The sequence below is a fragment of the Mesorhizobium terrae genome (genome assembly GCF_008727715.1).
Classification (GTDB): domain Bacteria; phylum Pseudomonadota; class Alphaproteobacteria; order Rhizobiales; family Rhizobiaceae; genus Mesorhizobium; species Mesorhizobium terrae.
Genome location: NZ_CP044218.1, coordinates 3,359,874 through 3,384,321, shown reverse-complemented (window position 1 = coordinate 3,384,321; position 24,448 = coordinate 3,359,874). Strand labels below are relative to the sequence as shown.

Here is a 24,448-nt window from a genome sequence, read left to right as displayed (position 1 = left end):
AGGGCCCGGTTGTTCGCCGGGCCCACCATAGGTCGTTCGTCGGGACGATGTCATCTTGGCCGGATCGGCAACCCGTAGACTGCCGACAACTGCTGTCAAACTGGTCCGCTCAGACGCCGACTGCCTCCGGCGCGAACTGCGGCAGAAACTCCTCGCTCGGCGGGATCGGCCTGATCACGTCGATCAGCACGCCATTGGGGTCGCGGGTGATGAAGTGGCGCTGACCGAACGCCTCGTCGCGCAGCGAGCGCAGGATCGGCAGGCCGGCCGCGACAAGGCGCTCATGCACGGCGTCGACATCCTTTACCTCGAAATTGATCAGCAGACCGGAGGCACGGCCGCGCCCTTCCGCCGGGATCGTCTCGTGGTCGCCCTGCACGATGCCGAGATTGACACGTTTGTCCTCGGACGATTGCAGATGCACGTACCAGTCGCTTTCGAACAGCGGCCTGAAGCGGAAATGCTCGACATAGAACGCCGTGGTGCCGGCCACGTCGCCGGTCATCAATACGGGATAATAGCTGGTGGTTTTCATGGCTTTTCTTCCTCTTGAAATAAACATACAGTCTGCATGTAGATCGAAATAACATACAGGCTGCATGTATGCAAGTGGCCAATCCGCGCCGTTCCAACCGCGACCGCACCGAGGCCACGCGCAGCGACCTGATCGCCGCCGCGCGCCGGCTTTTCACGGAAAAATCCTATGCCGAGACCGGCACGCCGGAGATCGTGGCGGCCGCCGGCCTCACGCGCGGCGCGCTCTACCACCACTTCGTCGACAAGCAGGCGCTGTTCCGCGCCGTGGTCGATGCCGAGGCGGCCGCGGTCGCCGCCGAGATCGAGCGGACCGCGCCCACCACGCTATCGGCGCGCGATGCGCTGCTTGCCGGCGGCGAAGCCTATATCGGCGCCATGGGCGTGCCCGGTCGCACCCGTCTGCTCCTGGTCGACGGCCCTGCCGTACTCGGCCGTGCCGAGATGGACGCCATCGACGCCCGTCATGGCAACCGCACCCTGCGCGAAGGTCTGGCGGCGACGATGCGCGCCGGCGACCTGCCGAGATTGCCCCTGGATGCGCTGACATCGCTGCTGGGCGCGGCCTTCGACCGCGCCGCCCTTGCCGTCGACGCCGGTGGTTCCCCCGACGACTACCGGGCGGTGCTTGCCGCCGTCATCGACGGGCTGATGCGCAGTCCGTCAGGCTCTTGAGCCGCCCTCAGCCGCTCCTCGCGTTCGCTCATATGCTGCAATGTCGAACAGACCTTCGGCAATTCCTCTTTGAACCGCTCGATCAGCCAGCTTCCCGCTGGTCCCGGCGGCGTGTCGGCCCGGTAGAAGGCGTGCAGCGGATAAGGCCGCTCCGGATAGGGTTCGAGGTCGAGGATCTTGAGCCGGCCAGCCGACACATCCTCAAGGATCATCCAGGTTGGCAGGCCGCCCCAGCCGAGACCGGACAGGATTAGGTCGCGCTTGGTCGACATGTCGGTCATGCGCCAGGTGCGGTAGGCGAAGACGCTGAACTCCTTGCCCTCGGTGATCTTGCTGACATCGGAAACGACGAGCTGGATATGCTCGCGCACTTCCGACAGCGGCACCCTGCCCTGGTAGGTGGCAAGCGGGTGGCCGGGTGCCGCGACCGGCGTCATCGAGGCATCGCCGACGCGCACCGACACCAATTCGTCGCCGAGCGTTTGCGGTTGGCCGCCGAAACTGAGATCGCTGAGCCGCTGCGCCAGCTGGTCCCAGATCACGCCGAGCGCTCCGACATTGAGTTTCAGCGACACCGACGGAAACTCCACCTCAAAGGCGGCGAGTGTCCTGACCAGCGCCGGTGAAGGCACCGTCACGTCGACGGCGATCGCCAGTTCGGCTTCCAGGCCGCGCTTCAGCCCGTCCGCGCGGGCGCGGATGTCCTGCAGCACGCCGATCATGCGCCGTGCATCGGCCAGCATCGCCTTGCCCTCGGCCGTCAGCGTCGGTTCACGCGTGCCTTCGCGCGTGAACAATTTGAGTTCCAGCTGTCCCTCCAGATTGGCGATCGTATAGCTGATCACTGATTGGGCGCGGTTGAGGTGGCGGGCAGCGCGGGAGAAGCTGCCGGTCTCAGCTACCGCCAGGAACACCTGCAACTGGTCAAGGGTCGGGTTCGCCTGCATGGCTTATCCATTTTCTGGATACATTCGATACATATTTTCCCAATTTTTTGGATGAGTGTCGAGGATTATCTCTGTCTCCGAAATCAGGCGGTTGTCCGCCATCACCAACGGAGAGCAAAAATGTCCAACATCCTTCTCGTCACTTCGAGCCCGCGCGGCGCTGCCTCGCATTCCACCCGCGTCGCCACCGAACTTGCCACCAAGCTGCAGGCCGCCCTGCCGGGCTCCACCGTCACCACCCGCGACCTCGTCGCCAACCCGCTGCCGCATATCGAGCCTGACTACGCCACCGGCATCTACACGCCGGCTGAAGCCCGCACGCCGCGCCAGACCGACCTGGTCAGCGTCTCCGATGTCGCCGTCGACGAACTGTTCGCCGCCGACCACATCGTGCTTGCCACCGGCTTCATCAACTTCTCGATTTCCTCGACGCTGAAGTCGTGGGTCGACCACATCTCGCGTTCGGGCAAGACCTTTTCCTACACCGCCAACGGTCCGAAGGGCCTGGTCACCGGCAAGAAGGTCTATGTCGTGCTGGCTTCCGGCGGCATCTATTCCGAAGGCCCGGCCGCGGTGATGGACTTCGCAGTGCCCTATCTGAAGAGCGTGCTCGCCTTCAACGGCATGACCGACGTCGAGGTCATCCGCGTCGAGGGCGTTGGCATGGGCGAGGATGCCGTGAAGGCTGCCCTTGCCAATGCCGGGAAACAGGTCGACGCCATCGCTGCCTCGGCTACCGAAATTGCTCTCTCGGCTGCCGCGGCCTGATCAAGGTCGACCAACGCAACAGCCGCCGTGGCGACACGGCGGCTGTTGTCGTTTTTGGAGATCTGAGTGAGGCTTGGGGTGCGTTGAGATTCAAGGCAGGCCGAGCCGAAAATGGCGGATTTCGAGAACCGGAGCGCAGCATACATTGAAGTACGTGAGCACCGGAAGCGCAGAAGGCCGCCATTTGCAGGCCGGCCTCGCTTGAATATCAGCGCACCCTAACCGAAAATGCGCTCGCCCTGCTCGTCGACCAGCTGAATGCCTTTCTTCAGCGAGATGTCGACGGCGTCGTCGAGCCCGGCGAAACGGTCGGCGCGAATGAAGCGGTGTTCCTTGACCACGCCGTCGATCTCCTTGGAGATGACGCCGCAGGTCTGGTACTGGCCGCCATCGGACTTGTAGGGCGTCGCGGCAATGACAAAGCCCTTGTGCTCGATCTCCTTCGCCACCTTGCCCTTGCCCGATGCCTCCGGCTCGCTGGCGCCGCCACCGAAAAGACGTTTCAGAAAGGACATGGGCGACCTCCACCGGTTTTGCTGGGCATGGCGGGCTGGAACTCGCCCTCGACTTGCCAACTCAACCGTTCAGTAGCCGCCCAGACGGCAACGGGCAAGCACGGCACTTTTCGCCGGCCTGCCCGTTTTCAACAATGCCGCTGGATCGTTTAGCGCTTCACCAGCGCCTCCAGTGCCTCGGCGGCATCCTTCAGGATACTGGCGGCCTCGGCCTGCTTGTCGGCCGGCGCCTCGATGACTTCAGCCAGGGCCGCGCGCAGGCGGCGACGCAGCAGGCGCAGTTCGGGATTGCGGCGGTCGTCGCGGCCATGCCGCTCGCGGTCGTCGTCCCAGCCGAACCATTCGCGGGCCTTGGCCATCTTGGCGCCGACCCGCTCGAGATGATCGAGCGCGCGCTCCACCATGTCGCGGTTTTCGCCGAGATGCGCCGCGCCGGCCTCGGTGATGGAAAACACCTTCTTGGCGCCGTCGGCGGACGAGACGGCATAGCTGGCCTCTTCCAGGAAAGTCAGCGTCGGGTAGATCACGCCCGGGCTCGGGCTGTAGATGCCGCTGGAACGCTCTTCCAGCGCCCGGATGATGTCGTAGCCGTGGCGCGGCGCGTCGGCGAGCAGCGAAAGCACGATCAACTTGAGATCGCCGTCGCCGAACATGCGGCCGGCGCGCAGCACGTCGCCCGGTCCGCCATGGCCGCGCCGGCCGTGGCCGAATGGACCATGGCCGCCACGCCCGCCGCCGAAACGACCGGCCATATGCCAGAATGCCTGCTCGGCACGTTCGCTGAATGAATGATGTCTGTGCATTGGAAATTCCTTAAGTTATGTCTTACGATATATCTTAAGTAGGAGCATGCACGATCAGAGTCAAGATATATCTTAAGATGCATCTTACACGTCGTGAAGTGGCACTTGATCCGGATATCCGGCGTCCCAATGCAAAAAGGGCGGCTCGCGCCGCCCTTTTCTCCAAGCTTCGATGGACGCCCTCAGCGCTCGGTCAGCGCCAGTTTCGCGCCCAGCGCCACGAAGGCGGCGGCGAAGCTGCGCCTCAGCCAGGTCATCACCCGCGGGCTGCCGACGATCCGGTCGCGCACCGAAGCCGCGCACAGGCCGTAGATGGCGAAGATGATGAAGGTGGCCGCCATGAACACACCCGACAGTTCCAGCATGCGCAACAGCACATTCGGTTCCGTCGGCGCGATGAACTGCGGCAGGAAGGCGACGAAGAAGATCGACAGTTTTGGGTTGAGCAGGTTGATCAGGATGCCGTCGACCAACACCTGGCGCGCGCTGCGCGCATCGGGCTTGGCCTCGATCTTCAGCGTGCCATGTTCGCGCAGGCTCTGCCAGGCCATGTAGAGCAGATAGGCGACGCCCGCATATTTGACGATCTCGAAAGCAACCGCGCTGGCATGCAGCAGCGCCGCCAGGCCGGTCAGCGCGGCGATCAGATGCGGCACGATGCCCAGCGTACAGGCAAAGGCGGCCAGCACGCTGGCGCGCCCGCCGCGCGACAGCCCGGCGGCAAGCGTATAGACGACGCCGGTGCCCGGCGACGCGACGATGATCAAGGTGGTGATCAGGAATTCCGGCGACACTGAAATCTCCTCACATCTGCTATTCGGTTGAACCTTGCTGGCGCACCGCGCTCGGCGAAGCGCCATAGCGGCCGCGGAACTGACGGCCGAAATGCGAGCGCGAGGCATAGCCCGCAGCGCCGATGGCGGCGGTGACGTTGCCCTCGCCTTTGGCCAGGATGTCGTGGGCAAGCTGCATGCGCGTGTCGGCCAGCACCGCCCTCAGCGACGTGCCATCCTCGACAAGCCGACGCCGCAGCGTCGAGGCACCTATGCCAAGCGCGCGGCCGATCGCTTCCGCCGTCCAGCGGCGTGCCGGTTCGGAGGCGATCAGCCAGGCGACATGCTCGGCCAGCGAGACCTCGAACAGCCATGCCGCCGCCGGCACCTCGCGCAGCAGAAGCAGCACTTCGGCCAGTCTGTGTTCGGCCAGGGCGCCAGCGTGGCCGGACGCGGCCAGGACCACCGCCGCATGGGGCAGTGCGTCGGCCAATTCCTCCGTCAGCGGCACGCGTAGGTCGAGCCCGGCGGCGGGCGCCCGCAGCGGCTGGCCGAGGCGGCGCACGGATTCGGGTATGCGCGCGATCTCGACGATCAGCGATTCATAGATGCCGGTCGTTTCCGACGGCACATTGACCACGTCGAAGGCGCGTCCGTGCGGAAACACGAATACATCGCCGGCCTCGAAGCGCTGCCCGGCATCGCCCAGCCAGATTTCCTTGGAACCGCTGAGCACGATGCCGATGATCGGCTTTTCATTGATGACGCGGGCCAGCCGCTCCGACGTGAAGCAGCAATAGCTGAACAATTGCCGGCCATGCGGGTGCATGCCGGGCTGCTTGCGTGGCCGCGCCGGATCGAGCGCAAGCGGCCGCAATGCCTTCAGCAGGCGCTCGGCAAGGTTTCGACGCGGCGTGTCGTTCATAGCGAGAGCCTAGTCGACCACGCGCCGCGGCACAACGCAATTGAGCGTTTCGGGCACAGAAACCGAGCGCCTTGGGCACGAGCAGCGCGACCAAGCCTGTAAAACCCCGCAGCGATGGCGTTGCCATCGTCACCAACGCAGGACCGAAGACAATGATTTTCAAAACCTTCATGCTCGCCGCCGCATTTTCAGGCACGGCAGCGATCGCCGATGCCGCCCCGCAAATCGAACTGTGGCGCCTGGACTGCGGCCGCATCGCGGTCAACGACCTCAGCATCTTCTCAGACACCTTCGCTTATGCCGGCCAGAAGAAGACACTGACCGACAGCTGCTATCTCATTCGCCACGACGGCGATTACATGCTGTGGGACACCGGCCTGCCGGCTGCCCTGCTCGGCAAGCCGATGGCGGCCGACCAAGCGCTGGCGCCGACGCTCGATCGCACCCTGCCGGACCAGCTGAGGCAAATCGGCGTCCAGCCGGAGGCCATCGCCCGGGTCGGCATCAGCCACTATCATTTCGATCATCTTGGCCAGGCCGCCGATTTCCCGAAGGCACGCCTGATGATCGGCAAGGCCGACTTCGAAGCGCTGAAGACCAACCCGCCGCCCTTCGGCGCCATGCCGGACCTTGCGGCGCCGTGGCTGAGCGGCGGCGCCCCGGTGGACGCGGTCGAAGGCGACAAGGATGTCTTCGGCGATGGCTCCATCGTCATGCTGTCCGCTCCCGGCCACACGCCCGGCAGCCACGCATTGCTGGTGCGGCTGGCCAAGAATGGGCCGGTGCTGCTCACCGGCGACGTCGCTCATTTCGAGAAGCAGTTCGAAACCGGTGGCGTGCCGCCCTTCAACACCGACCGCGCCGACAGCCTCGCCTCGATGGCGCGGCTGCAGTCGATGGCCAAAACCCTCGGCGCCACCCTCGTCGTCCAGCACGACGCGGACGACATCGCCAAACTGGCGGCCTTCCCGGCCAGCGCGAAATAGGCAAGGCGAAAAGCGAAACCCGGCCAATGAGTTGGCCGGGTTTCCAGAATCAAACGCGCAGCGTGTTGAATCAGTTTGTCAGCCGGGATGCCGGCTGCCGCGCTGCCACCCGGCGCGGATGGCCCGCCATACGGTGCACGACACCGCTTCCCATCATCGCCAAACTGCCGCACAGTTGTCCTTGGGTCCGGGCTGTCACTGTCCACGCGTTTTGACGAAACCCTTCCTTGCGCGCTCCGCCCATCGCCATCGAACCGGTAGCCCTTGCCGCGAGCGCTGGCCGCGGCTTCGGCCGTGCGCCGGCAATTGCGGTGCCACCGGATCGCGCCGACCTGCCGCTCGGTGTCGGCGCGTCCTTCCTCCTGCATCTCCTGTTGCTGACGGTACTCGCCTTGTTGCCGACGCCGCCTGCGCTCAAGCCATTGCCGATCGAAAGTATCAAAGTCGATTTCGTGCCGCCGCCGCCTGGACCCGCGCCAGCGAGCGAGCCTGTTCCGGCCGCAAAATCCGAGACGGCACCCAACGCGCCAGCGCAGCAACCGGCTATCCCCACCCCGCCGCCGGCGCCCGCCCCGCAACCGATGATCTGGGTCGAAAAATTCTATTCCGCCCGTGTGCTTGCCGATCCCCGCAGCCGCGGCGCGCGCCGCGCCTTGCCGCTTCTGGCGCCACAGGAACGCATCATCCAGCTCTGTGACATCGAGGCACTCGCGCAGGTGCGCCAGCAGCGGGCCGATTTCCAACCCGATCTCGTCGTCCCCTATGCCATGGCCGAGGTGAAACTTGCCGGCGGGGCGATGGAAGCCAAGGGCGGCGCGGTGCGCAGCAAGCGCCATTGGTACGAACTGAAATTCAATTGCACCGTCGCGCCGGATCTCAAGACCGTCGTCGCCTTCGAATTCCTGCTCGGCAAGGAGATCCCGCGCGACCAGTGGGCAAGCCACGACCTGACACTCGACGACGGGCCGGCCGATTGAACCAACGGGACGGATTGCCTCACGTACGTCGAGACCAGGCATCAAGCTCTTGAAACGCTGGACTAAATTCCATCCACAGCTGGCCGCGGGAATTTCCGGAATAAACTAGACTCTTTTAATCAAGTATCCTATCCGAACAATCGTTCAATCGGAATCCCAAACGTTCATCATGACATTTCCAAAGCTTTTCGCAGCGGCGCTGATCACCGGCACCGCCCTCTCCAGTCATGCCCTCGCGCAGGTGCAGCAGCCGATCCTCCAGTTCGACGGCAATCTCGCCTATGGCCGGGGCAGCGGCGGCATCGGTCTTTTCGTGCCCTTCCTGTTCGACGGCGGCGCCAACGGCGCTTTCTTCGATGCCAGCGGCTCCTTCGTCGAAGGCTCCGCCCGCCAGGGCTCGTTCGGTCTCGGCTTCCGCCATCGCGCGGCCAACGACTGGGTCTATGGCGCCTATGGTTATTTCGACACCTTCAACAGCGACCATGGCCACAGCTTCAACCAGCTCTCCTTTGGCGCCGAGGCGCTCGGCCCGCTCTATGAGGCGCGCGCCAATGTCTATCTGCCGCTGACCGACGAAAAGGCTATCGCAAGTCTCAGCCGCGCCTTCATCGCCGGCGACGAGCTGAAATTCCGCGCCGGCGGCGAAATCGCCCGCGGCGGCTTCGATGCCGAGGCCGGCCTGCGCCTGCCGGTGTTTCCGCAAGACATTGCGGCGCAGATAAAGGTGTTCGGCGGCACCTACTGGTATGACGGCAAGGGCGCCATCGACGATACGCTCGGCGTCAGGGCGCGCGCGGAATTGAGCTTTGCCGGCCTGCCCGGCGTTTCCGGTTCCACTCTGGCGCTCGGCGCCTCCGTCTCCTACGATAAGGAAGACCGCACGGAGTTTGCCCTCACCGCCCGCCTGCGCGTGCCGCTCGGCGGTTCGAGCCGCACCGGCCAGGCGGCCTTCGACCCGATGTTCCAGCAGGTCGAGCGCGCTGATTTCCTCCGCACCTATGCCGGCGCCACCGGAGCGGTCGAGACGGCCGAATTCGTCGCCAACGGCCGCACGATCGGCAAGGTGGTCGCCGTCTCCGCCGCCACCGGCGATGCCAGGGCCATCAATGCAGCGCTCGCCGCCGCCGGCGGCAATGCGCTGGTTCTGGCCAGCGGCGACATCGCGCTCGGCCAGACGATGCAGCTCGGCACCGGGCAATATATGCTCGGCGGTGGCGGCGTCATCGGCGTGCGCGGCACGACCAGCCGCTTCGAGGCCGCCTTCCGCAATGACGGCGCGGCAACGCGCCTGGCCGGCAGCAACCCGCTCGCCAATGTCGTCGCCATGGCCTCCGGCGCCACCATCGAGCATCTGGCGATCAGCGGCGGCCTTGCCGGCATCGCCAGCAACGGCGCCACCGGCATCACCGTTCGCGACGTCGAGATCAGCCGCACGGCCGGCGACGGCATCCGCCTCGACAATGTCAGCGGCGCGCTGATCGAAAAGACCAAAATCCGCGATCTCACCATCTGCAACAGCAACACCGATTGCGAATTCGCCGTCGGCGATCCCAACCGCGCGCCCTATGCCGCCATCAGCGCGCTCGGCACCAGCGGGCTCACCATACGCGACACCGTCATCGACAGCGTCACCTACGGCATCTTCGCCGGCAGCCGCATCGACGACAGCGGTTGGCCGCCCGTCATCACCCATGCCGCCACCGGCATCAAGCTCGACAACGTCGCCATCTCCAAGTCGCGGCGCGAGGGCGTGTTGCTGGTCGCCGCCAACGACGTCGCCATGAACAAGGTCACCGTCGACAATTCCGCGCAGGGGCTCGACATGGATCTGGTCGTTTTGCAGGGCACCTCCAACGTCGCCATCACCGATATGACGCTGAAGGGCGGCATCAACGGCCTGATGCTGGTCACCGCCTCGACCTTGCCGGAGGAGGCAAGGACCACCAATGTCCGCGTCAACGGGCTGACGGTCGACGACACCCGCAATGCCGGCATCTTCCTCAACCCGGTCTCCGACATCCATTTCAGGGATGTGACGATCACCAATGCCGGCACCTACGGCGCCTTCATCTATGGCAGCGACTGGGATTTCCTCGGCGGTCCGGTCAAGAACGTCACCTTCGACAAGCTGCGCGTCGAAAACGCCGCCAAGGCCGGCCTCTATTTCATGGGTCCGGCGGTCGATATCGGCGGCGACGTGACGGTCAAGGGCACGCCGCGCAACTGCCTGGTGTCGAGCTTCGGTTCCTACGTCAACGGCTCGCTCACCCAGCCACCCGGAACCGCGCTCACGCTCAACGGACGCGAACTCAACGGCGGCAACTTCAAGGCCAATTGCCTCTGACCCATCGGCCCTCGCACCATCCCTGCGGCGAGGGCCGCAAGGCACGATCCCGGCGCCGGCTAGAGCGCCGCGCCTCCATTCGGACACGCAAAGGACGCTCTAACATTTTAAATTCGCGCGTCGGGATCGCGCTTTTCTCCGTTGCGGTCAGCGTTTCGGCGGCACGCACTTCTTGTCGCGGAACAGTGCCCATTCCTCGCACACGCTGCCATTGGGCAGGTAGCAATAGCCGGTCTGGTTGCCGGCGGCGTCTTTCTTGATCTTCAAGCGCCCGCCAAGCTTGCCACAGTGGACGGAAGCCGGATTGGCCAGGGTGGTCGTCTTTGGCATTGTGCCCGCTGCAACCGGCCCCGTCATGCCGGGCACCAGAACAGCCAGACAGGCAAGCGTCCTCGCAATGTAGTTCATGTCCGCCTCTCTTTCCGATCGGCGGCCACTATAGCACCGGCGCAGAAAAAAGCCCGGGACGATGCCCGGGCTTGATCTTCTTAGCTGTCGAGGAAGCTTCTGAGCTTGCGCGACCGGCTCGGGTGCTTGAGCTTGCGCAGCGCCTTGGCCTCGATCTGGCGGATACGTTCGCGTGTCACCGAGAACTGCTGGCCGACTTCTTCCAGCGTGTGGTCGGTGTTCATGCCGATGCCGAAGCGCATCCGCAGCACGCGCTCCTCGCGTGGCGTCAGCGAAGCCAGCACGCGCGTCGTCGTCTCGCGCAGGTTCGCCTGGATCGCGGCGTCGATCGGCAGGATCGCGCCCTTGTCCTCGATGAAATCGCCGAGGTGCGAATCCTCCTCGTCGCCGACCGGCGTTTCGAGCGAGATCGGCTCCTTGGCGATCTTCAGCACCTTGCGCACCTTTTCCAGCGGCATGGCGAGCTTTTCGGCCAGTTCTTCCGGCGTCGGCTCGCGGCCGATCTCGTGCAGCATCTGGCGCGAGGTGCGCACGATCTTGTTGATCGTCTCGATCATGTGCACCGGAATACGGATCGTGCGGGCCTGGTCGGCGATCGAACGGGTGATCGCCTGCCTGATCCACCACGTGGCGTAGGTGGAGAACTTGTAGCCACGGCGGTATTCGAATTTGTCGACCGCCTTCATCAGGCCGATATTGCCTTCCTGGATCAGATCCAGGAACTGCAGGCCGCGATTGGTGTATTTCTTGGCGATGGAGATGACGAGGCGCAGATTGGCCTCGACCATTTCCTTCTTGGCGATCGCCGCTTCGCGCTCGCCCTTCTGCACCTGGTTGACGATCTTGCGGAATTCCAGGATCGAGATCGCCGTCTCGGTGGCGAGGTTCTGGATTTCGGCGCGCAGGTCGCCGATGGCGTCCTTCTCGTTCTTGGTGAATTCCTTCCAGCCGCGCGTCGTCAGATTGGCGATCGAACGGGTCCAGTTCGGGTCGAGTTCCGAACCCTGGTATTCGCGCAGGAACTCCTCGCGGCGCACGCCATAGCTTTCGGCCAGGCGCAACAGCTTGCCTTCATTCTGCACCAGGCGCTTGTTGATGTCGTAGAGCTGCTCGACCAGCGCCTCGATGCGGGCGGTGTTGAGCGACAGCGACTTCACCGCCGTGATCAGCTGGTCCTTCAGCTCCTTCAGCCGGCGGTCCTGGCTCGGCGAAAGCGTGCCGGCGGCGGCGAGACGGTTCTCGACCTGCTGGTCCTGCAGCTTGCGCAGCTTCTTGTAGGTGTCGGCGATGACGTCGAGCGTCTCCATCACCTGCGGACGCAGCTCGGCTTCCATCGCCGCCAGCGACAGGCTCGCCTCGTCCTCGTCTTCCTCGTCCTCTTCGAGGCCGCGGGTATCGCCGCCGACATTGGTGATGTCGTCTTCGTCGTCGCCGCGGCGGCGCCCTGCCTTGGGCTCGTCCTTCGGCTTGTTGTCTTCCTCGATGCGCTCCACCACCGGTGCCTGCTTGCCCTCGGGGCCGGCATAGGTGGCTTCGAGATCGATGATCTCGCGCAGCAGGATCTTGGCTTCGTTGAGTTCGTCGCGCCAGATGATGATGGCCTGGAAGGTCAGCGGGCTTTCGCAAAGGCCCGCGATCATCGTCTCGCGGCCGGCCTCGATGCGCTTGGCGATGGCGATTTCGCCCTCGCGCGACAATAGCTCCACCGAACCCATCTCGCGCAGATACATGCGCACCGGATCGTCGGTACGGTCGGTCGGCTCTTTCTTGGTCGGGGTGGCGGCAACGGCCGTGCCGGTCTGTTCGGCAAGCTCGTTGGCATCTTCCTCGGCATCGCCTTCGGCGGCCTCGGCTTCTTCGCCCTGCTCGTCGTCCTCGACCACGTTGATGCCCATGTCGGAAAGCATGGCCATCGTGTCTTCGATCTGCTCGGAGGTCACTTCCTCCGAAGGCAGCACCGAATTCAGTTCGTCCATGGTGACGTAGCCGCGCTTCTTGGCGGCCTTGATCATCTTCTTGACAGCATCATCGGAGAGGTCGAGCAGCGGGCCATCGGTCGTGCCCTCGCGTTCGGTTTCGACCTCTTCCTTTTCCTTAGTCGCCATTCTAAGTCTTCTCCAGGCGGCCTCTCTAGGGACCGCATCGCTGCTGAACCGGGCAAATCAGTTGCGTTCGCTTAACTCACGCGCCTGCCAAGCCAGTACCTGCATCTCACTTAAGTCCAGATTAACCCTGATATCTGTGGCGGGATCCCCTTCCCGTCCAGTGCATAGGTCGTTATTTCCCGCCAATGCCGGGCATGGGTTAACGTTTCGAATCGTTCTGATTCCGTCATTCTGCCAGAAGGTCAAGCGCCTCTCGCATGATTCGCCTTAAAAAAGCGAATCAAATAGCCCCTTCTGCGTCTTTGGTTCACGCTCGACCGGCCCTGCCGGAGGAAACGCCGAACCCTTCGATCAAAGCTTCCGTGGCCTGCACGTCGCGAAACTGCGCCTGGATTTCGACCAGGTGCCGGTAATTCTCTTCCGTTGGATCGCTGGCAAGTGCGGCCTCGGCCTGCTTCAGCTCCCTATGTAAGGTGCGTTGGCTGCGGTGCAAGTGCAGCACCTGGTTGAAAGCGTCGCGGGCATCCTCGATCGCGGCGTTCTCCAGCGCCGGCCACTGCCGCGTGCGACGAATCAGCGCCACCGCGCGCTCCCACACATCCGCGCAGCCTGTACGCTCGATCATGGCGATGATGGCCACGCGATCGTTGGCCTGTTCGTGAGCCAGCGCATCGAGCAGCGCGGCGTGCAGCCGGCGCAGATCGCTGTTGGCGAGGTCGAGGAATTCGACATGCTCGAAATTCTCGTCGATCAGCGCCGGATGGTTGACGAGCGCCACCACCACCGTTGCCTCGCGCACCGACATCAGCTCGCCAGTGCGCTTGACGATCGCCGAACGGCCGAGGCTTTCGGTGATCGGACTGCGCCCTTGAGCCTGGCCGCCGCGTGACCATTGGCCACCCTGCTTGTCGCCGCCCTGCCTGCCTCCACCTTTTCCGCGTTCGCCCTGGCGCTGTGGCCTGGCGCGCTGGCCGAAGAAGGTCAGGACGCGCTCGCGCATGTCTTGCTGGTAGTGATAGCGCACGCTTTCGTCGCGGATGCGGCTGGTGATCTCGCGCAGCGTCTTTTCCAGTTCCGCCCGCCGCTCGGGCGTCTCGAACACCCCGCCCGCTGTCTCGCGCATCCAGATCAGCTCGGCCAGCGGCCGCGCTTCGGCCAGCACCGCGCGGAAGGCGTCCGGACCGTCGGCCTTGACCAGATCGTCGGGGTCCTTGCCCTCGGGCAGCAGCGCAAAGCGCGCCGTGCGGCCAGCCTGGATCGAAGGCAGGATGAGATCGGCCGCCCGCCACGCCGCCTTCAGGCCGGCGGCGTCGCCGTCGAAGCACAGCATCGGTTCGCCCGACAGGCGCCACAGAAGTTCCATCTGATTTTCGGTCAGCGCGGTGCCCAGCGGCGCCACGGCGTTCTCGAAGCCGGCCTGCGCCAGCGCGATGACGTCCATATAGCCTTCGACGGCGATGACCGTGCCGCCGCGCGCCACCGCCTTGCGGGCACGGGCGAAATTGTAGAGCACATTGCCCTTGTGGAAGAGTTCGGTCTCGGGCGAGTTCAGATATTTGGCCGAGACATCGGCCGACATGGCGCGCCCGCCGAAAGCGATGATCTTGCCGCGCGAATCCGGGATCGGGAACATGATGCGGTCGCGGAACCGGTCATAGGAGACCGGGATATCGTCGCCGAACACCACCAGGCCGCAGGCTTCGATCTGCGCCTTGTCGACCCCTTTGGAGGCCAGGAATTCCTTCAGCGCGTTGCGGCTGTCGGGCGCATAGCCCAGCCGGAAGCTCTGCTGCGTCGCCGGCGTCAGCCCGCGGTCGCGCAAATAGGCGCGCGCCTTGGCCCCTTCCGAGCCTTGCAGCCGCTCCTGGAAAAAGGCAGTCGCCATTTCCATGACGTCGGTCAGGCTGGCGCGCTGCCTGTCGCGTCGCTCCGCCTGCTCGTCGCGCGCCGGCATCGGCACGCCGGCCATGTCGGCGACGCGTTCGACCGCCTCTGGAAAGCTCAGGCCGTCGAGTTCGGTCAGGAAACGGAAATGATCGCCCGAAACGCCGCAGCCGAAGCAATGGTAGCGGCCCTTCTTGTCCTCGCAGTGGAACGACGGCGATTTTTCACCATGAAACGGGCAGCACGCCCAAAAATCGCCGCGCGGCGCGTTGGTCTTCTTCCTGTCCCACGACACGCGCATGCCGATCAGCGAGGAGATCGGAACGCGGTCTCGTATCTCGTCGAGAAAGGTTGGCGGGAAGCGCATGGGCGGAAGCTCGTTTGTCTTTGATATAGTCGCTGGCGCTGCGCCAGACGACCCCCAATGCGCGGCATACCCGGTTTTCACAGGCCGTTCCCGTCTCGACGAGGAAAAGGCGCCCCCCCCGGGCCGCCTTTTTGCTCTCTAAGACGATGGCGCCTTAGCGCCCGGCGATGGCGCCTGCGATCAGGCCGGTGGCAATGCCGACCAGCAGATAGTCGCTGCCGACGCGGATCCACTGCTGGCCGGGGCCGGGGCGGCGCAGGCCGTAGCGGTGATATTCCTTGATGCCCTGGTAGCGGCGCCAGTCGCCGTAACGCTGACCGGCCTTCCAGCGCGGCTCGCGCACCACTTCCTTGCGGATGATCACGCGCTTTTCGACGGTGCGCCGGTCGTAGCGCCGGTCATAACGATCGTCATAACGGCGATCCTTGCGAATCGGCTCCTGCCACTGGACCTGGGTGACGTCGGAGCGTGGCGCGGCTGGCACCGCCACCGGCGCGGCGAAACCCTGCAATGTCGACACCGCCAGCATCGAAACCGCCATCGCGGAAAGAATAAGACGTTTCATGATTGTGTTTCCTCGTTTGTTCACACGAGAGAATTAGGGTTCGCAACATGAACTCAAACTGAATGTCGAAATTACAATTATGTAATGAAACCAAGGCATTGATCCAGGCGTCCGAAATCGGACGGAATCCCGCGGGATTTCACGGCAGGCGTGCACCCGCCCCGCTTTCATGTCCAAATCCGACACAAGCCGCCGTTTGTCGAAGCGCGCCGAAGTCAACAGGAAATTATTATCCGGCTAATGTAAAACCCGACAGTTGGGCCTATATGTAAGCCTTATGATCCGCGCCTTTTCACATCGAGCCGACACCGCTTCGGCCCCATCGATCAAATGGCCGCCTGCAAATGCCCGCGGGCCGTTCCGTGGCGCGCGCGCCATGCTGGGAAGCCACCGTTGAGCGGCTCGGTCGTGCTCCTGCATCTGGCCGGCGCGGTGGCGCTGATGCTGTTTGCCACCCGCATGGTCAAGACCGGCGTCGAGCGCGCCTATGGCGACGTGCTGCGGCTGAAACTGCGCGGCACCATGCAGAACCCGATCCTGGCGGTGCTTGCGGGAACCGCGCTCGCCATCGCCTTGCAGAGCTCCACCGCCGTCACGCTCCTGGTCGGCTCCTTCGCCGGCGCCGGCATCGTCTCGGGCATGGCCGGCCAACTCGCCGTGCGCGGCGCCGAGATCGGCTCGGCGCTGGTCGTCAAGCTGCTCACCTTCGATCTGTCGCTGATCGTGCCGATCTGCCTGATCACCGGCACCGTCATGTTCATGGCCACCGAGCGGCGCGACTGGCGCCAGGTCGGCCGCATCCTGATCGGCGTCGGCCTGCTGCTTCTGTCGCTGGGGATGATCGGCCAAGCCTCCGAACCGCTGCGCGAAAGCCAGCTGCTGCCGGTCATCATCGACTATTTCAAGGGCGACCCCGTCACCGCCTATCTTCTGGCGGCACTCGCCACCTGGCTGTTCCAGTCCTCGATCGCCGCCGTGCTGTTGATGACGACGCTGGCCGGACGCGGTTTCATCCCGCCGGAACTCGGCATCGTCCTGGTGCTGGGCGTCAATCTCGGCTCCTCCATCATCGCGCCGCTGCTCACCCGCAATGCCGAGCCAGGCGTGCGTGTCGTGCCGGTTGGCAATCTTTTGATGCGCGGCCTCGGTTCGCTGGTCATGCTGACGCTGTTCCTCGGCTTCAAGCCGCCGATCGCCTTCCTCGGCTCGACCGTGCCGGACCAGATCGTCAACGCGCATATCCTGTTCAACATCATTATCCTGCTGGCCGGCCTGCCGCTGGCCGGCCTCGTCTACCGCGCCTCGGAAAAGATCGTTGCACTGGGCGCCAAGCCGCAGCCGGCCGAAGCCTTCCAGGTGACGGAGCTTTCGGCGCTGAACGAGGCGGCGCTCAACGTGCCGTCCCAGGCGCTGGCCAACGCCACGCGCGAAGTGGTACGGGTGTGCGAGACCGTCGAGATCATGCTGAAGCGTGTCATCGACCTCTATGAACAGGCCGACGAGGACAAGATCCGGGCGCTCGCCGCGCTCGACGACCGCGTCGACCAGAAACACGCCGCCATCAAGCTCTACCTCGCCAAGGTCACCAAGAATTCGCTGACCGAGGACGAGGCGCTGCGCTGCCAGGAATTGATCGGCGCCTGCGTCAAGCTGGAGCAGGTCGGCGACATCATCGTGCGCAACATGTTGCCGCTGGTGCGCAAAAAGATGGAGCGCGGCCTGGAGTTCACGCCGGAAGGCTGGCGCGAATTGACTGCCTTCCACGCCTCGGTGCTTGCCAATGCGCGGCTTGCCTTCAACGTGCTGATCTCCAGCGACGCCGAGACCGCCCGTCAGATCGTCGAAGAGAAGGACCGGCTGCGCGACCGCGAGAAAGAAACCAGCCGCGCCCATTTCGAGCGCCTGCGCGACGGTTCGCCCAATTCCATCGAGACCAGCTCCATCCATCTCGACACCATCCGCGACCTGAAGCAGATCAACTCGCTGCTCGCCTCCATGACCTATCCGGTGCTGGAGAAGCGCGGCCTGCTCAGCGATTCCCGCCTCAAGGCGATGTAACGCAAGGTTGCGGCGCCGCCCTTCGTCACGCTAGCTTGGCTCGATCCTCGGGAGGAGACGGGATTGGACACGCATTCACGCAGTTTCGCCAAGGCCATCTCTTGGCGCGTTACCGGCACCATCGACACGATCGTGCTGTCCTTGATCATCACCCGCAGCATCAAGCTCGCCGCAACCATCGGGCTCACCGAAGTGGTGACGAAATCGATCCTTTATTACCTGCACGAGCGGGCCTGGCTACGCATTCCTTATGGCCGCAAACCTGGCACGGCGCCCGAAGCGGTGCCGTAAGGGCGATCGCCGCCATCAAGAAAATCTAAAGTCCGATCCATAATTTATCGATTGCCCGGCGGCACGTGCCGTGATCTGTGGCCAATCCCATAGCGCTTCCGGTCCGCCTTATGCCTCTTCCCCTGATCGCCCTTTTCCTGGCCGCTTTTGCCTTCGGCACGACGGAATTCGTCATTGCCGGCGTGCTGCCGCAGGTGGCCGAGGGGCTCGGCGTCTCGGTGCCGAGCGCCGGCTATCTGGTTTCCGGCTACGCTTTGGGCATCGCCATCGGCGGCCCGCTGTTGACGCTGGCGACATCGAAAGTATCGCGCAAGGCGCTGCTCATCGCGCTGGCCATCGCCTTCACCGTCGGCCAGGTCGCCTGCGCCGTCGCCCCCGATTTCCTGTCCATGCTGGCGCTGCGCGTCGCGGTCGCCGTGGCGCACGGCGCCTATTTCGGCGTCGCCATGGTGGTTGCGGTCAGCCTCGTGCGCCCCGAACAGCGCGGCATGGCGATCGCGCTGGTCCTGTCCGGCCTCACCGTCTCCAACATCATCGGCGTGCCGGTCGGCACGGCAATCGGCAATCTGTGGGGCTGGCGCGCCACCTTCTGGGTGATGAGCATTCTGGGCGTCGTCTCGCTTTTGGCGATAGCCGCCCTTTTGCCGCGCACCACCGGCGCCTCGACCAAGTCGGCCGGCCTGGCGCGCGAGGTGCGCGCATTGGGACGCCAGCAGGTGTGGACCTCGCTCATCCTGATGCTGATGCTGATGATGGGCCAGATGACGCTCTACACCTACATCACGCCCTTCCTTGAGGAGGTCACCGGTCTCAGCAAGGCGCAAGTGCCATGGGTGTTGCTGCTCAACGGCGTCGGCGCCACGATAGGCGTCTTCGTCGGCGGACGGCTGGCCGACTGGAAGCTGATGCCCTCGATCATCACCCTGTTCGCCCTGCAGGCGGTGATGCTTGCCGTCATCTACGCGGTCAGCCCGAACCCACTGCCGATGGTGGTCGCGATCACGCTGTGGGGCGCGCTCAACTTCGCCATCGGCGCACCGATCCAGGCCCGCATCCTGTCGTGGACGGCGGATGCCTCCAACCTTGCCTCGTCCTTGATCCCCTCGGGCTTCAATGTCGGCATCGCCCTCGCCTCCTCCGTCGGTGCCGTGATGCTGAGTGCCGGTTACGGCTACCGCGCGCTGCCGGTGCTGGGCGCCGCCGCCATGGTGGTCGGCGTTGCCGTGGCCTTGATCTCCTACACCGCCGAGCGCCGCAGCGGCATCAGGCCGCCTTTGCCTGCAGGCGCCGCGGAATAAGGCCGGACAGGCCCCGCCTGCATTACCAGACGAGCGGAACCAGCCGGTAGCGCACGCGGCGGCTGTAGTCGTCATAGTTCGCGAATTGGCGCCGCAGCACCGTTTCCTCGCGCACGCTGCGCCAGGCCAGCGCGATGCCGAGCACCGCCGTGCCCCACAGGCCGCTCCACGAGCCGAACAGCAGCGGCATGCCGAGGAACAGCAGCAACGCGCTCGCATACATGGGATGGCGCACCAGCGCATAGGGGCCGGTGTCGATCACCGTCTGCCCTTCCTGGATCTTCACCACCGGCGCGGCAAAGGTGTTGGCATTGAAGGTCCAGAAGGTGCCGGCATAATTGGCCACGATCAGCAGCCCGCCCACCGCCTGCAGCCAAAGCGGCACGGCGGTAAAATCCCGGCGCGCGGCGTCCCACGGCATGAAGGCGAACCAGACGAGAAACGCCAGGATGAACAGCGAAAGCCAGATCCTGTCCCACCTTTCCTGATGTTTCTGGATGGGCGGGCTCATGCGCTCGCGCAGCAATTGCGGGCTGCGGCGCGACAGCCACGCGACCATGACGACACCGCCGCCGCCGAACAGCACGATCATCGCCCAGCCGCCCGGATAGGCAAGCGTTCCGGCGGCGAGGAAAGTGACCACCGCGAGGAACAGGGTCCAGAGCGTCAACTGCAGATAATAGCCGAGCATGGTCCGCCCGCTTTTTTCGTCCAGCGTCATCTCACCACCTCATTGCCTCGAGCCGTCGCCGCGTGGCGCGGCAATACGAAAGGGCCGATGACACGGGCAAACGCCCGCGTACGCGCTTCAGCTACGGGTGGGCCGGACATGGGATGCCTCCAGGGATACCGTACCGTCGCGGGGAAAGGCTGCGCCGCGGGCCGGATTGCCGTGAACCGGCCGAACCGGTATAAATTTTCAGCAAATCAAGTATATTCGGAAAATATCGAATATGTCAATTATGGACGCGGATCAGCAACGCTTCATCGACGACATCGCCCGGCTTTTCGTGCCCTGGGGCGTGCCGCTGACGGCTGCGCGTCTCTACGGCTATCTGCTCCTGATGCCGGACGCCGTCGATCTCGACCGCATTTCGGCCGATCTCGAAATCAGCAAGAGCAGCGCCAGCGTCGCCGCGCGCCTCCTGGAACAATACACCCTCGCCCGCCGCCGCAGCATTCGCGGCACCAAGCGCATCCTCTACGAGGTTTCTGAAAACTACGAGGAGATGCTCGGCCAGCAGAACCGGCTCCTCGAAGCGCTGGCCAATCAGCTGCTGAAGGGCGCAGAGGCCAGTCCTTCCGACAAGATCAAGGCGCGGCTGAAGGATATGGCGAGGGTCAACCTCGCCGCGCGCGACGCCATGGACGAGATGTTGCGCGCCATGAGCGCCAAGCGTCGGAACGGCAACGCCTAATTCAATTCGAACAGCGGCAACCGCGACAGTCGGCGAGGCGATGGCCAACGCCTCCAATCGCCTCTCCATGAGCTTTGCGAAACAGGACTGGGCCGCCTCCGATCCGCCATATTCGAAAAACAAATCGGCGGCCGACGCACCGCGTTCCGCTGCTTCGCCGATCGCGGAGCGGCCCTTTGCAATCCCTTGGCCGTTCCGGCCACCTGAACAGAGAGGTAGCAGCATGACAGCACCACGCGCCAGGCGCCGGCGGGCTGATGCCGGCTTCTTCGGGAACGGCGCTGCCGTTTCTTCTCTGTTTGATATGGGCGACCTCGCCACGAGGCGCCCTGATTGGATTGCACATTCATGCAAAAACTCGAGCGAAAGGCCTTTGCGGCCGCTCAACCCCTTCTGAAAGACCTTGCCGCCATCCATGTCGCGGTCGTCGCGGCACTGGAGGGCGTTACCGACGCCGAATTGTGGGTGGACGACAGGACAGCGCCGACCATCGCGCTGCTGAGCGCCGGCGACGGCTATTTCCTGGCCGGCACGCCCGACCGGCGCCGCTTCAGCGCCTTGAAGCGACGCATTCCGGCCTGGGCCTATCTGTTCGCGGAAGAGCCGTGGACGGACCTCCTCGGCGAAGTCTGGGCCAACCCCTTCGCGCGGCCGCATCCCAGGGTGCGCATGGGCCTTGCGTCCGGCTCATCCCCGCTCCCCGCCACGCCGCCGCTGCCCGACGGCTTCAGTCTCAGGCGGATCAGCCGTTCGCTGCTCGACACCGTGCCCGGCGCCGCAGATGCGCTGGACGGCATCGGCCAGTGGCGCTCCAAAAAGCGCTTCCTGGACGAGGGTGTCGGCTTCTGCGTGCTGCATGACGGCAAGGTGGTCAGCCATTGCCTGTCCGACAGCGTCGCCGCCAGCCGCTGCGAACTCGGCGTCGGCACTGAGCCCGATTACCGCCGTCTCGGCCTCGGCCGGGCGGCGGCGGCAGCCGCGGTCGCGGAATGCCTACGCCGCGGCATCGCTGACATCGAATGGCATTCGCACGCCTCCAACCGGGGCTCGCTTGCCGTCGCGCGCCAGATCGGACTGGTCGAGCTCGACCGTCACGTTGCCTATAGCGGCAGCTTGCCGGCCGAGAATGTCGGCGACCTCGATCGTGACACCTGCCTCGACTGGGCCCGTCATGTGGAAGCGGCCGCCGAAACGATCGGCTGGTACAACTTCCATGCCGCCGGCGCCTGGGCTCTCCTCGGCGACCGGACGCGCGCCCTTGCCAGCCTTGAACGGCTTGTCGACGGCGGCTGGGATGGCGAGGCCGAATGGCTGGAGGACTATTGGGCGCTGCAGGGTCTGACCGGCGATGCCGCCTTCAAGGCCATCGTCGAGAGACAGCGCGCGGCCGAGACCGACTGACCGCTCATGACAAGGGATACCGCGCCTGAACGGGCGCGGTATCCCGACCGCTCCGCCATCGAACATGCCCCTTCGCATTGCAATGCAGGCGCAATGAAGCTGTCCCAATACGCGGCCGACAACCGACGAACGGGACACTGAGAAGAGCGATGACCGAGACGGAAAAGACAATTACCCAGGGCAGGCTTGGCGCCGCCGCCGCGATCCTCTTCGGCTTCGCCCTGGTATCCCTGTGCGGCCCCGGCGGCTCCGAGGCTGCCGAACAGCCCGCCGCCCGCACCGTCGCCATCACCTTCGATGACCTGCCGCATGCCAATGCAGCCGATCCCGAGGCACCGGTGCCGCCGACGCTCGACGCCGTCCGGCAGGCAAACCGCGACATTCTCGGCGCGCTGAAGGCGCACAATACCCCGGCCACCGGCTTCGTCGTTGAAAAACGCGTCGAGGAGATCGGCCCGCTTGGCCAGGAAATCCTGAAGGAATGGGTCGACGCCAATCTCGACCTTGGCAACCACACTTTTTCCCATGCCGACAGCAACGCGCTCGACCTGGCCGCGATCGAGAAGGAAATCGTCGATGGCGAACGCAGCATCGGCCCCTTCCTGTTCCGGTCGGCCGCTCGGAAGCCGCGTTTCCTGCGCTTCCCCTACAACCACCTCGGCAACACGCCCGAGAAGCAGGAGGCGATTGCCGCACTCGCTGCCAAACACGGCTACACCCTTGCCGCCTCGACCATCGACACGTCGGACTATCTGTTCGACCGCGCCTATGAAAAGGCGCTCGCCGCCAAGGACAAGGCGACGACCGAACGTATCGTCGCCGCCTATCTCGACCACACTCGGGAACAGATCGTCTATTATGCTAACCTCAACCGCCAGGTGCTGGGCTACGAGCCGCCGGCGATCATGCTCCTGCATGTCAATCGCCTGAATGCCGTCACCCTCGACCGCATCCTCACCCTCTTCGAAGAGGCCGGATACGGCTTCACCACGCTGGAGGCGGCGCAGGCCGACCCCGCCTACCAAAAGCCGCTGACAGCCGCGACCAAATTCGGCCCGATGTGGGGTTACCGCTGGGCCAGGGACAACACCATCAAGATCGACGGCAGCACCGAGAAGGAACCGCCGGAGTGGATCGTCAAACAGGGCGGATAGGTGGGCCTCAGCTTCCGCCGAGTTCCGCCAGCCGTGCCTCGAGGAACCGTCGCTCGGCCGGTTGCCGCGCCAGTTCCAGCGCGCGCCGATAGGAGGCGCGCGCTGCCTCCGTTTGTCCGAGCCGGCGTTGCATGTCGGCCCGCGCCGCATGCGCCAGATGATAGCTGTCGAGACCGCCCTGGCGAAGCGCTGCCTCCACCGCCGCCAGGCCTGCCGCCGGCCCGTCGCGTTTGCCGATAGCGGTGGCTCGGTTTAGCGCGGCCACCGGCGAAGGGTCGACGCGCAGCAGCGTGTCATAGAGCCCGACGATCAGCGCCCAGTCGGTCTCATCGACGCTCGGCGCGCCGGCGTGGACCGACGCGATCGCCGCCTGCAGCAGATAAGGCCCTGCCCTGCGCATGGCGAAGGCGCGCTCGATCAGGCCGAAGGCTTCGGCGATCAGGCTTTTGTCCCACAACAAACGATCCTGATTTTCCAGCAGCACCAGGTCGCCGGTGGCGTCGACACGCGCGGCGCGCCGGGATTCGTGCAGCAGCATCAGCGCCAGCAGCCCGAGCGGCTCCGGCTCGTCGAGCAGGCCCACCACCAGCCGGCCGAGCCGGATCGCCTCGGCCGAAAGATCGGTCCTGGTCAGCTCCGGCCCCTCGGTCGCGGCATACCCTTCGTTGAAGACGAGGTAGACCACCTTGAGCACGCTTTCGGTGCGCGCCGGCAGTTCGGCGCGGCCGGGCACTTCATAGGGGATCGCCTCGTCGCGGATCTTCGCCTTCGCCCGCACGATGCGTTGCGCGATCGTCGGTGCCGGCGCCAGATAGGCGCGCGCGATCTCTTCCGTCGTCAGCCCGCCCACCTCGCGCAGCGTCAGCGCGATGCGCGCGTCCGGCGCCAGCGCCTGGTGGCAGCAGGTGAAGATCAGCCGCAACTCGTCGTCGTGGATTTCCTCCGGCAACACGGTCTCGACCGTGGCGTCGGCCAGCGCGGTCAGGTCCGGCATGGCAGCGGCGAGCCTTGCCTGCCGGCGCCAGCGGTCGATGGTCCTGAAGCGCCCGGTCGAAACCAGCCAGGAATAGGGATTGGCCGGCACGCCCTCGACCGGCCAGCGTTGCGCAGCAGTGGCGAAGGCCTCGTGCAAGGCCTCCTCCGCCGCTTCGAACCCGCCAAGCAGGCGGATCAGCGTCGCCAGCACGCGCCGCTTCTCGCCGCGATAGGCCGCCTCCACGGCGGCGCGTGCGTTGGCGTCGGTCACCGCAGG

At 64.9% G+C, this 24,448-nt stretch carries 23 protein-coding genes; 11 read left to right on the top strand and 12 right to left on the bottom strand.

Going from position 1 to position 24,448, the window contains the following annotated elements:
* Positions 1–109: 109 nt before the first annotated feature.
* Positions 110–535: a VOC family protein gene (locus FZF13_RS17595; protein ID WP_024923654.1), complete on the bottom strand. Its 426-nt coding sequence runs from the start codon at positions 533–535 to the stop codon at positions 110–112.
* A 68-nt stretch (positions 536–603) separates the two neighbouring features.
* Between FZF13_RS17595 and FZF13_RS17590 the strand changes: the two genes are divergently transcribed.
* Positions 604–1,209 carry a TetR/AcrR family transcriptional regulator gene (locus tag FZF13_RS17590; protein WP_024923655.1) on the top strand — a complete coding sequence of 202 codons (606 nt, stop codon included), beginning with the start codon at positions 604–606 and terminating at the stop codon, positions 1,207–1,209.
* On the opposite strand, the gene FZF13_RS17585 is transcribed toward FZF13_RS17590, so the two are convergent.
* Positions 1,149–2,156, bottom strand: coding sequence for a LysR family transcriptional regulator (locus tag FZF13_RS17585; protein ID WP_024923656.1), 1,008 nt, complete (start codon positions 2,154–2,156; stop codon positions 1,149–1,151). The genes FZF13_RS17590 and FZF13_RS17585 overlap by 61 nt on opposite strands.
* Before the next feature lie 120 nt (positions 2,157–2,276).
* Here FZF13_RS17585 and FZF13_RS17580 point away from each other — a divergent pair, with 120 nt between their 5' ends.
* Positions 2,277–2,924, top strand: a complete 648-nt coding sequence (locus tag FZF13_RS17580) for an FMN-dependent NADH-azoreductase (protein WP_024923657.1) — start codon at positions 2,277–2,279, stop codon at positions 2,922–2,924.
* A 218-nt stretch (positions 2,925–3,142) separates the two neighbouring features.
* Here the strand turns inward: FZF13_RS17580 and FZF13_RS17575 are convergent, their stop codons facing one another.
* The 4 genes from FZF13_RS17575 to FZF13_RS17560 form a co-directional block, all read right to left on the bottom strand.
* Entirely contained in the window at positions 3,143–3,439 is a 297-nt protein-coding gene (locus FZF13_RS17575) for an HlyU family transcriptional regulator (protein WP_024923658.1), read from the bottom strand.
* Between the two features lie 149 nt (positions 3,440–3,588).
* The gene (locus FZF13_RS17570) at positions 3,589–4,242 is read right to left on the bottom strand and encodes a PadR family transcriptional regulator (protein ID WP_024923659.1); all 654 of its coding nucleotides are present in this window, start codon (positions 4,240–4,242) and stop codon (positions 3,589–3,591) included.
* A gap of 182 nt (positions 4,243–4,424) precedes the next feature.
* Positions 4,425–5,036 carry a LysE family translocator gene (locus tag FZF13_RS17565; RefSeq protein ID WP_024923660.1) on the bottom strand — a complete coding sequence of 204 codons (612 nt, stop codon included), beginning with the start codon at positions 5,034–5,036 and terminating at the stop codon, positions 4,425–4,427.
* Positions 5,037–5,055: 19 nt separating this feature from the next.
* Positions 5,056–5,940 (bottom strand): helix-turn-helix transcriptional regulator, encoded by an 885-nt coding sequence (locus FZF13_RS17560; RefSeq protein WP_024923661.1) that lies wholly within the window; start codon positions 5,938–5,940, stop codon positions 5,056–5,058.
* Positions 5,941–6,092: 152 nt separating this feature from the next.
* Between FZF13_RS17560 and FZF13_RS17555 the strand changes: the two genes are divergently transcribed.
* The 3 genes from FZF13_RS17555 (at position 6,093) to FZF13_RS17545 (ending at position 10,247) form a co-directional block, all read left to right on the top strand.
* Entirely contained in the window at positions 6,093–6,926 is an 834-nt protein-coding gene (locus FZF13_RS17555; protein WP_024923662.1) for an N-acyl homoserine lactonase family protein, read from the top strand.
* A gap of 227 nt (positions 6,927–7,153) precedes the next feature.
* On the top strand, positions 7,154–7,903 hold the full coding sequence (locus FZF13_RS17550) for a DUF930 domain-containing protein (RefSeq protein WP_051504760.1): 750 nt from the start codon (positions 7,154–7,156) through the stop codon (positions 7,901–7,903).
* 169 nt (positions 7,904–8,072) lie between these two features.
* Positions 8,073–10,247, top strand: a complete 2,175-nt coding sequence (locus FZF13_RS17545) for an inverse autotransporter beta-barrel domain-containing protein (RefSeq protein ID WP_024923664.1) — start codon at positions 8,073–8,075, stop codon at positions 10,245–10,247.
* 147 nt (positions 10,248–10,394) lie between these two features.
* On the opposite strand, the gene FZF13_RS17540 is transcribed toward FZF13_RS17545, so the two are convergent.
* The 4 genes from FZF13_RS17540 to FZF13_RS17525 all read right to left on the bottom strand — a co-directional run bounded on the left by FZF13_RS17540 (position 10,395) and on the right by FZF13_RS17525 (position 15,576).
* On the bottom strand, positions 10,395–10,655 hold the full coding sequence (locus FZF13_RS17540; protein WP_024923665.1) for a putative hemolysin: 261 nt from the start codon (positions 10,653–10,655) through the stop codon (positions 10,395–10,397).
* An 80-nt stretch (positions 10,656–10,735) separates the two neighbouring features.
* Positions 10,736–12,760: an RNA polymerase sigma factor RpoD gene (gene rpoD / locus FZF13_RS17535; RefSeq protein ID WP_024923666.1), complete on the bottom strand. Its 2,025-nt coding sequence runs from the start codon at positions 12,758–12,760 to the stop codon at positions 10,736–10,738.
* Positions 12,761–13,067: 307 nt separating this feature from the next.
* The gene (gene dnaG, locus FZF13_RS17530; RefSeq protein ID WP_024923667.1) at positions 13,068–15,011 is read right to left on the bottom strand and encodes a DNA primase; all 1,944 of its coding nucleotides are present in this window, start codon (positions 15,009–15,011) and stop codon (positions 13,068–13,070) included.
* A gap of 154 nt (positions 15,012–15,165) precedes the next feature.
* Complete coding sequence (locus tag FZF13_RS17525) at positions 15,166–15,576, bottom strand: RcnB family protein (RefSeq protein ID WP_024923668.1); 411 nt, start codon at positions 15,574–15,576, stop codon at positions 15,166–15,168.
* 393 nt (positions 15,577–15,969) lie between these two features.
* Between FZF13_RS17525 and FZF13_RS17520 the strand changes: the two genes are divergently transcribed.
* From FZF13_RS17520 to FZF13_RS17510, 3 genes are all read left to right on the top strand, one after another.
* On the top strand, positions 15,970–17,634 hold the full coding sequence (locus tag FZF13_RS17520) for a Na/Pi cotransporter family protein (protein ID WP_024923669.1): 1,665 nt from the start codon (positions 15,970–15,972) through the stop codon (positions 17,632–17,634).
* A 63-nt stretch (positions 17,635–17,697) separates the two neighbouring features.
* A complete protein-coding gene (locus FZF13_RS17515; RefSeq protein ID WP_024923670.1) occupies positions 17,698–17,925 on the top strand; it encodes a DUF2061 domain-containing protein in 228 nt (75 codons plus the stop codon).
* 110 nt (positions 17,926–18,035) lie between these two features.
* Positions 18,036–19,223, top strand: coding sequence for an MFS transporter (locus FZF13_RS17510; protein ID WP_024923671.1), 1,188 nt, complete (start codon positions 18,036–18,038; stop codon positions 19,221–19,223).
* 22 nt (positions 19,224–19,245) lie between these two features.
* Here the strand turns inward: FZF13_RS17510 and FZF13_RS17505 are convergent, their stop codons facing one another.
* Positions 19,246–19,944 (bottom strand): methyltransferase family protein, encoded by a 699-nt coding sequence (locus tag FZF13_RS17505; protein ID WP_244431122.1) that lies wholly within the window; start codon positions 19,942–19,944, stop codon positions 19,246–19,248.
* Between the two features lie 232 nt (positions 19,945–20,176).
* Here FZF13_RS17505 and FZF13_RS17500 point away from each other — a divergent pair, with 232 nt between their 5' ends.
* The 3 genes from FZF13_RS17500 to FZF13_RS17490 all read left to right on the top strand — a co-directional run bounded on the left by FZF13_RS17500 (position 20,177) and on the right by FZF13_RS17490 (position 23,196).
* Positions 20,177–20,641 carry a GbsR/MarR family transcriptional regulator gene (locus FZF13_RS17500; protein ID WP_036254285.1) on the top strand — a complete coding sequence of 155 codons (465 nt, stop codon included), beginning with the start codon at positions 20,177–20,179 and terminating at the stop codon, positions 20,639–20,641.
* Between the two features lie 348 nt (positions 20,642–20,989).
* The gene (locus FZF13_RS17495; protein ID WP_024923674.1) at positions 20,990–22,042 is read left to right on the top strand and encodes a GNAT family N-acetyltransferase; all 1,053 of its coding nucleotides are present in this window, start codon (positions 20,990–20,992) and stop codon (positions 22,040–22,042) included.
* 149 nt (positions 22,043–22,191) lie between these two features.
* On the top strand, positions 22,192–23,196 hold the full coding sequence (locus FZF13_RS17490) for a polysaccharide deacetylase family protein (protein ID WP_024923675.1): 1,005 nt from the start codon (positions 22,192–22,194) through the stop codon (positions 23,194–23,196).
* Between the two features lie 7 nt (positions 23,197–23,203).
* Here the strand turns inward: FZF13_RS17490 and FZF13_RS17485 are convergent, their stop codons facing one another.
* The gene (locus tag FZF13_RS17485) at positions 23,204–24,442 is read right to left on the bottom strand and encodes an RNA polymerase sigma factor (protein ID WP_024923676.1); all 1,239 of its coding nucleotides are present in this window, start codon (positions 24,440–24,442) and stop codon (positions 23,204–23,206) included.
* Between the last annotated feature and the right edge of the window lie 6 nt (positions 24,443–24,448).

Coding starts and splice junctions, on each gene's coding strand:
- FZF13_RS17595 (WP_024923654.1), bottom strand. CDS start 535: ATGAAAACCACCAGCTATTATCCCGTATTGATGACCGGCGACGTGGCC.
- FZF13_RS17590 (WP_024923655.1), top strand. CDS start 604: ATGCAAGTGGCCAATCCGCGCCGTTCCAACCGCGACCGCACCGAGGCC.
- FZF13_RS17585 (WP_024923656.1), bottom strand. CDS start 2,156: ATGCAGGCGAACCCGACCCTTGACCAGTTGCAGGTGTTCCTGGCGGTA.
- FZF13_RS17580 (WP_024923657.1), top strand. CDS start 2,277: ATGTCCAACATCCTTCTCGTCACTTCGAGCCCGCGCGGCGCTGCCTCG.
- FZF13_RS17575 (WP_024923658.1), bottom strand. CDS start 3,439: ATGTCCTTTCTGAAACGTCTTTTCGGTGGCGGCGCCAGCGAGCCGGAG.
- FZF13_RS17570 (WP_024923659.1), bottom strand. CDS start 4,242: ATGCACAGACATCATTCATTCAGCGAACGTGCCGAGCAGGCATTCTGG.
- FZF13_RS17560 (WP_024923661.1), bottom strand. CDS start 5,940: ATGAACGACACGCCGCGTCGAAACCTTGCCGAGCGCCTGCTGAAGGCA.
- FZF13_RS17555 (WP_024923662.1), top strand. CDS start 6,093: ATGATTTTCAAAACCTTCATGCTCGCCGCCGCATTTTCAGGCACGGCA.
- FZF13_RS17545 (WP_024923664.1), top strand. CDS start 8,073: ATGACATTTCCAAAGCTTTTCGCAGCGGCGCTGATCACCGGCACCGCC.
- FZF13_RS17540 (WP_024923665.1), bottom strand. CDS start 10,655: ATGAACTACATTGCGAGGACGCTTGCCTGTCTGGCTGTTCTGGTGCCC.
- rpoD (WP_024923666.1), bottom strand. CDS start 12,760: ATGGCGACTAAGGAAAAGGAAGAGGTCGAAACCGAACGCGAGGGCACG.
- dnaG (WP_024923667.1), bottom strand. CDS start 15,011: ATGCGCTTCCCGCCAACCTTTCTCGACGAGATACGAGACCGCGTTCCG.
- FZF13_RS17525 (WP_024923668.1), bottom strand. CDS start 15,576: ATGAAACGTCTTATTCTTTCCGCGATGGCGGTTTCGATGCTGGCGGTG.
- FZF13_RS17510 (WP_024923671.1), top strand. CDS start 18,036: ATGCCTCTTCCCCTGATCGCCCTTTTCCTGGCCGCTTTTGCCTTCGGC.
- FZF13_RS17505 (WP_244431122.1), bottom strand. CDS start 19,944: ATGACGCTGGACGAAAAAAGCGGGCGGACCATGCTCGGCTATTATCTG.
- FZF13_RS17500 (WP_036254285.1), top strand. CDS start 20,177: ATGTCAATTATGGACGCGGATCAGCAACGCTTCATCGACGACATCGCC.
- FZF13_RS17495 (WP_024923674.1), top strand. CDS start 20,990: ATGCAAAAACTCGAGCGAAAGGCCTTTGCGGCCGCTCAACCCCTTCTG.
- FZF13_RS17490 (WP_024923675.1), top strand. CDS start 22,192: ATGACCGAGACGGAAAAGACAATTACCCAGGGCAGGCTTGGCGCCGCC.